The sequence below is a fragment of the Spiroplasma endosymbiont of Cantharis lateralis genome, from assembly GCF_964030855.1.
Lineage (GTDB): Bacteria > Bacillota_I > Bacilli_A > Mycoplasmatales > Mycoplasmataceae > Spiroplasma_A.
The window spans coordinates 49,293-56,212 of record NZ_CAXIQF010000007.1 but is presented as its reverse complement, the minus strand read 5'-3'; the positions used below and the strand labels follow the sequence as shown (position 1 = coordinate 56,212).

Below are 6,920 nucleotides of genomic sequence, written 5' to 3'. Positions count from 1 at the left end.
GCAATAACTAACTCATCAATTTTTTTACCTATTTCTAAAAAATTAAATACATATATTGAGACTGCAACTTTTCTTTTCATATTATTTACCTAATTCTTCCTTTACATTTATTGAAATATTTGAAACGTGAGGTCCGTAAATTATTTGAATACTTTGACCTTTTTTTATGACTCCCATATTTTTGGTTTCCTTTAATAAATTATCATTTATTAATTTTGGATCTTTAACATTAATTCTTAATCTTGAAGCACAATTATTAATTTCTATTATATTTTCTTTTCCTCCCAATCCTTCAATTATTTTTTTAACTTGTTCTTTACCATTTAATTTTTCCTTATTTGTTTTATTTTTATTTAAGGACTCTTTAGTTTTTTCTAGAGCCACATCTTCTTCTTCAAAATTTCTTCCTGGTGTTTTAAGATTTTTAAATTTAATTAGTGCTCAAAATGAAATAAAATATGCTGGACCAATTATTAATACACCATAAATTATTATTCATAAGGCACCGTTTCTTCCTGCAAACATCCCAAAAATACTTCCCTCACTTTCACCAATAATGTTTACTCCACTTGAATAACCAGGAATTAAACCAAAGAATACATAATCAATCATTCCTGCTGTAAAACCATTACCTGCTTGAACGTTTAAGAGATATGCAAATAAATAACTAAAACCTCCAATTAATGCATGAACTCCAAATAGTATGGGAGCAACTAATATAAATGAAAATATCAGAGGTTCAATAATGCCAGTTGCCATAGACGTGATTATTGCAGAACCTAAAATTCCTGTAACTTCTTTTTTATTTTCTGGTTTAGCTAGAAAAATCATAGCTAAACCAGCAGCTGGAAGACCATAGTTATATACAGCAAATCTTCCACTCATAAATCCTGTTCCTACTTCTGTAGTAAAGTGATTAAATGATATATATCAAGCATTATCACTTTTATAAATAATATCTAAGTAACTTGTCATATTATTATCTATAATACTTTGATAAGCACTTTCAGATAGTTCAAAGCTTCTTCCAACTCAGTTCATTTGTTCAAAGAATATGGTATAAGCTCCTTGAGATAAATTCCACCCTGTTATAACTCCATCAGATATTTCTGGAGCATATCATGTGCCACCAACTGATGTAAATCAAAATGGAGTATAAAAAACATGATGTAATCCTGTCGGTATTAATAATTGTTCAAAAACTCCAAAAAAGTATGCTGCAATCGAACCTGATGTTCTTGCATATTCCTCTTTACTTCCAACATTCATTCAATTCCCTAAACCTGAACCAACTTGAAATAAACCTAACATTATAATTGGTCAAACAAAGAAAATAATAATACCTAATCCTATTCCCATAAAAAAAGTTGCAATTGGTACAAACTTTTCTCCTCCAAAAAAAGATAACATTCTAGGAACATTTATATTATAAGTTCTATTATGTATGATAGCTGTTAAGGACCCTACAATGATTCCTCCTAGAACAGAAAGATCCATTGTTGGATTTATACCCATAACATTTGATAACATACCTTTATTTTTACCAACCTCAACCAATTTTGAATCTCCTGTTATTTTTCAAGGATCAATACCAACAATTAACTCTTTATTCTGATTTAAATGAGGTAGAAATAGAGCGGAAACTGTAACTGTCATTGTCATAAATGCAATCATTGCTGATACAGCAGCAACCCCTTTTGAGTTTTTTGAAAAACCAAAAGCAATCGATGATGCAAATAATATTCCTAAACAGGAAAAGACAATATTTCCTATAGTTTTTATAACCTGAAAAAAAATCTCTCAGCCAATTCCCCAATTATGAGTTTGAGCAGCTGCTAAAAATCCACCACCAATTCCAAGTAATATACCTGCTATTGGTAATATTGCAATAGGAAAAACTATTGCCTGTGATAATTTAGAAATTTTGTTTGTCATTTTTGTTCCAAAAACTTTTCAAGACTCTTTTTTAAAAAATTTCATATAAATACCTTTCTATTGAGGATACTCCTATCCTTCAGCATTATTTTATTATCATAAAAGGTATTACTTTTTTTTATTTATTTTATGTTGCCAAACAACATTTTTTAAAAGATATAATTGATTTGTAAGAAAAGGACTGATTGTATGGAATTAACAAGTACTGAAAAATTAATTTTATTAAAAATTGAAAATGATATCGAAATTTTTACAAGTAAATCAATATCAGAGTTAAGCAAAATTTATTACGCTTCCGATGCATCAATTTTAAGATTAGTTAAAAAATTGAATTATAAATCACTAAAAGAAATGCAAATTGAGTTTGGAAGTAAATTAAAAATTAATAATATGTTAAATAAATTTAAGGAGAATTTTTTAATTGAAACAAGTTCCAGTATAGACGATACAATTTCAAGCATAACTGCATTAAGTCTTTCTTCAATTTTTAAAACTGAAGAAACTTTAGATAAAAAAGCAATCGAAAAATTTGTAAATATAATTTTAGAAAGTAAGAATATTTCGATTTTTGGAATTGGAAATTCCAGAAACTCAGCTTCATTTTTAAATAATCAGTTACAAAGAATTGGCATACTTTCTAGTTTACATGATTCAGTTCACGGTTTTTTAATTCAATCAGGTTTTTTAAAAAATAAAAATATATCTATAATAATTTCAAATACTTTAAAAACAAAAGAAATAATATTTGTCTTGAACTTTTTAAAGGAAAAGGAAATACCTTATTTATTAATTACATCTAATGAAAATACAAATGAAAATACATTTATTAAATATTCTAAATGCACAGCTTTATACTCAATAAGTTCAAAAGAAAAATATTCCTTTCCAATGATAAGCTCCTTCTATTCCCAAATATTTATAATTAATATAATATTTAATAGACTAATACAAAAAACTAAGGACTTTAAAAATAATATTGAAATGGGAAACAAACTAACAATTAAATGAAATAAATCTTAAAGTAAATTAAAAAATTTGCACTAAAAGCAAATTTTTTAATCTATAAATAAAGTAAATTACTTCTAAAGTTCTTCACCATTAGTTTTAATTAAATTCTGATATCAATAAAAACTATCTTTTTTATATCTCTTTAAATCTTTTAAATCAAATTCATCTCTATTAACATAAACAAAACCATATCTTTTTTTAACTCCCTCATGAGTTGATACTAAATCAATTGCACTTCAGGGATTATAACCAAAAATATCAATTTTATCTTCTAATATTGCTGCTTTAAGTTCTTTTAAGTGAACTTTATAATACTCTATTCGATAATCGTCATGTACTTTACCATCTTTTGTTAAAGAATCATATCCTCCAATACCATTTTCAGTAACTATTAAGGGTAATTGATATCGATCTCAAAGTTCTCTGATTGTATTTCTAAAACCTAATGGATCTATTTCTCATCCAAATTGAGTTTTTAATAAATTATTATTATTGACTTGTTGATACATACCTTTAACACTTTTTACTTTTTGTTGATCGGGTAATTCATCAAAGACTTCATCACTTTCAGGCATTTTAGCAGTAGAAGAAGCATAATAATTAAAAGCTATAAAATCTGGTTTTGCTTTTTCAATTATTTTCATTTCTTCTTCACTAAATTCAAACATTGAGTTATTTGCCTTTAAATAATTTATAACCAAAGAATTATATCTGCCAAAAACACAAGTATCTAAATAAAATCAGTTTCTCATAACTCTCATATTAAGTGCTGCAAATTGGTCAATGGGTTTATTTGAGTTTGCATAAACACTAGAGATATTTGGAGCGGGACCAATCTTACCATTTTTAACAATTTCATGACATAAATTAATTGCTTTTGCTTGTGCTAACATCATATGATGATTTACTTGATATATATTTTTGAGTTTATTACCTTCTTTTGGTAAATTTATTCCAACAATTTCACCAAATAAAATCATAACATTTTGTTCATTTATTGTTAATCAATGTTTTACTCTATCACCATATGATTCAAATAATACTTTTGCATATTGTTCAAAAGCATTAATTGTTCTTTTATTTAATCAACCTCCATCAATATTTAAACTATGGGGTAAATCAAAATGAAACATAGTTATTATTGGAGTTATCTTATTTTTTATTAACTCATTAATTAAATTATTATAAAATTCAATTCCTGCCCTATTAACTTGGCCATCACCTTGGGGCAAAATTCTTGTTCAAGCAATTGAAAATCTATATGACTTAAATCCCATTTCTGCCATTAATGCCACATCTTCTTTTCAATGATTATAATGATCAGAGGCTATTTTAAAATCAGTTGTTCCTTGAGGAATATTTGTTCGTGTATCTTGGATAGATTTTCCTTTACCTTCTTGATCATAACCTCCTTCAAATTGATAGGCACTAGTTGACCCACCTCATAAAAAACTACTTGGTATTTTGTTTGACATATTTTATTTCCTCTCTTGTTTTTAAATTAAGAATTTCTTTTTTTGTTCATTCCATATTATTAACTTCTGTTAATTCATATGCAATATCAATAGAGTTAAAAGCATTTAAATAATTTTTTTTATAATCGTCTAATATTTGATTTTTATTAATATTTAAATTATCAATAAAATCCGAAATGTCTTTATATTTTTTTATATTAAATTCTTTAACTTCTTTTTCACAATTAACTAATTTCAATTCAAGTTCTTTAATCTCTTTTAAAAGCTCATTAAAAGTTTCAGATAATTTTAAATTATTATATTTCTCTGCAAAATAATTATATTTTTCTAAGTCTCTATCTTCCAACTTCAAGACTTTGTTATAAAGTTTTTCCTTTTTCATTTCAAACTTGTTAATTATATTTTGTTTTTTGATTTGTTTCTTTTGTAAATCAATTAAGTTGTTTTCATAATTTTTATAATTTTTATTAAACGCTTTAATAACTAAAGTTTCTTTTACTAGTTGCTCTTTTAGAGATTTTAATTTTGCATCATCAAAATCAAAATTTAATTTAATTGTTTTTAATAAAAGCTTATTGCTTTCTCTGAAAGCAATATACTCAGATTTACGATCTTGATATAACATCAATGTTAAAATTAAAGCTGTGAATAATGAAATAAATCCAGCTAAGATACCAAATACCATTCCTCATCCAATATCTAATCCCATTCAAGACATAATACCGGTTCCAGTTCTTCTATATTGAGCAACTCCTAATATACCTGCCACAAAACCACCAACTAGTGAACCAACACAACCAAAAATAAATGGTTTTATTTTTGGTAAATTAATACCATAAATAATTGGTTCAGTCACTCCAAACATAGCCCCAGGTAATGAAGCAAAGATTGCTTGCTTTGTTTTTTGATTTTTAGTAATAAAACTTAAAGCTAAAACAGCACCTATTTGTCCCATAATAGCTATTTGTAAACAAGCATACATTGCTGATGGATCTCCATCATTCATTGGTAATGTAATAACAGTAACTACAGCAACGTGAGTTCCTGTTAATACAAGCGGTTGTCATATCATTGCAAATATTGCCATACCAATACCAAATGGAATTTTTCCTAATAGAATTACAAACTTGGCAATAAATTGTTCAATAATTCTAAAAAATGGTCCTACTGTAAATAACATTATTAAGAATGTTGATAAAAATACTAATGCTGGTCTAAATACAATATCAACTGAAGTTGGCATTCATTTTTTAATTCAATTATTTAGAAATACTAATAATAAACCAGCACATATCATTGGTAGCACTGTACCTTCATAAGTTTTGATAACAATGGAATTTCCAAATACTGTAAATAAAGTTCAACCACTTCCAAATAAATATTTACTTGTTAATGCAGCCCCTAACCATATCGCAAGTCATGGATCTCCATTAAAATATTTCACAGTACTACATAAAAATACAATTCCAACCAATTCAATTCCAACTTTTGACATAATAAACATTAAGGCACTAAATAAATCTAATTCCATTACTGATTGACCAGGAGCTGGATTTGAAATTACACCTGAGATTGCAAGAATTGCTTGCAATCCACTAATTACTCCTGTTCCAATTAAGATTGGAATAGTTGGAAAAACAATAGCTGTAATTGCTCCCATAATTTTTTGTTTTCTTGGAACTTTAGTTACTTTTGTTTTTTTATCATTTGTTGATTTATTTTCAATTATTTTTTGACATTCATCTTTAACTTTATAAACTTCTCCCCCAATAATTATTTGAAGCTCTTCACCATTTCAATTAATTCCTTTTGTTAATTCTATTTCTTTTAAAGCCTTTTCATTAACAAGATCTTTATTAATAATTTTAAAACGTAATCTTGTCATACAGTTATGCACAAGACTTTGATTATTTTTACCACCAATGGCAGTTAAATATTGCAAGGCTAGAGTTTTATATTTACCTTCTCTTTTTTCAATTTGAATTTTTTTATCTTTAACTATTTTGGCATCTTCAATTTCTATCTCATAAATTAACTCTCCCTTTTTAACTTTTTTTCCTTCATTTTTAATTGTTAATTTATATTTTGAAACAGAATTTAAATCCACTACTACAGGAGTAACTTTTTCTAGATTAGCTTTTTCAATTGTTTTTCAATCAACTTTAACAATTTCATCACCAAGAGAAACTTTTTCACCTTGTTTTTTTGATAATGAGAATGGCTTACCTGAAAGTCCAACTGTTTCTAAACCAATATGCATTAAAACATTATAATTATTTGTTGAAAAATATATTGCATGTTTGGTATCTGTAATCAATTCTATTTTTCCATCTTTTACTGGCGAGTAAAAAATATCTGAACTTGGTTCAATATAAACTCCATCACCTAATGATTTACTTGCAAAAACAGGATCTGAAATATTCTCAATCGCCTTTACAATCCCATCAACTGGAGCATAAATCTTTATCTTTTCCATATGTTTCCTTTCTTATTAGAATTTTT

The 6,920-nt window shown here is 26.5% G+C and carries 4 protein-coding genes; 1 reads left to right on the top strand and 3 read right to left on the bottom strand.

The window, feature by feature from the left end:
- Positions 1-81: 81 nt before the first annotated feature.
- Positions 82-1,980 carry a PTS transporter subunit EIIC gene (locus AAHM99_RS02240; protein ID WP_342275147.1) on the bottom strand — a complete coding sequence of 633 codons (1,899 nt, stop codon included), beginning with the start codon at positions 1,978-1,980 and terminating at the stop codon, positions 82-84.
- Between the two features lie 144 nt (positions 1,981-2,124).
- On the opposite strand from AAHM99_RS02240, the gene AAHM99_RS02235 reads away from it, so the two are divergent.
- Positions 2,125-2,955: a MurR/RpiR family transcriptional regulator gene (locus AAHM99_RS02235; protein ID WP_342275146.1), complete on the top strand. Its 831-nt coding sequence runs from the start codon at positions 2,125-2,127 to the stop codon at positions 2,953-2,955.
- Positions 2,956-3,017: 62 nt separating this feature from the next.
- Here AAHM99_RS02235 and AAHM99_RS02230 read toward each other — a convergent pair whose 3' ends face one another.
- Together AAHM99_RS02230 and AAHM99_RS02225 are read right to left on the bottom strand one after the other, a co-directional pair.
- On the bottom strand, positions 3,018-4,418 hold the full coding sequence (locus AAHM99_RS02230) for a glycoside hydrolase family 1 protein (RefSeq protein WP_342275145.1): 1,401 nt from the start codon (positions 4,416-4,418) through the stop codon (positions 3,018-3,020).
- Positions 4,396-6,894: a glucose PTS transporter subunit IIA gene (locus AAHM99_RS02225; RefSeq protein ID WP_342275144.1), complete on the bottom strand. Its 2,499-nt coding sequence runs from the start codon at positions 6,892-6,894 to the stop codon at positions 4,396-4,398. The genes AAHM99_RS02230 and AAHM99_RS02225 overlap by 23 nt, the downstream gene beginning before the upstream one ends.
- Between the last annotated feature and the right edge of the window lie 26 nt (positions 6,895-6,920).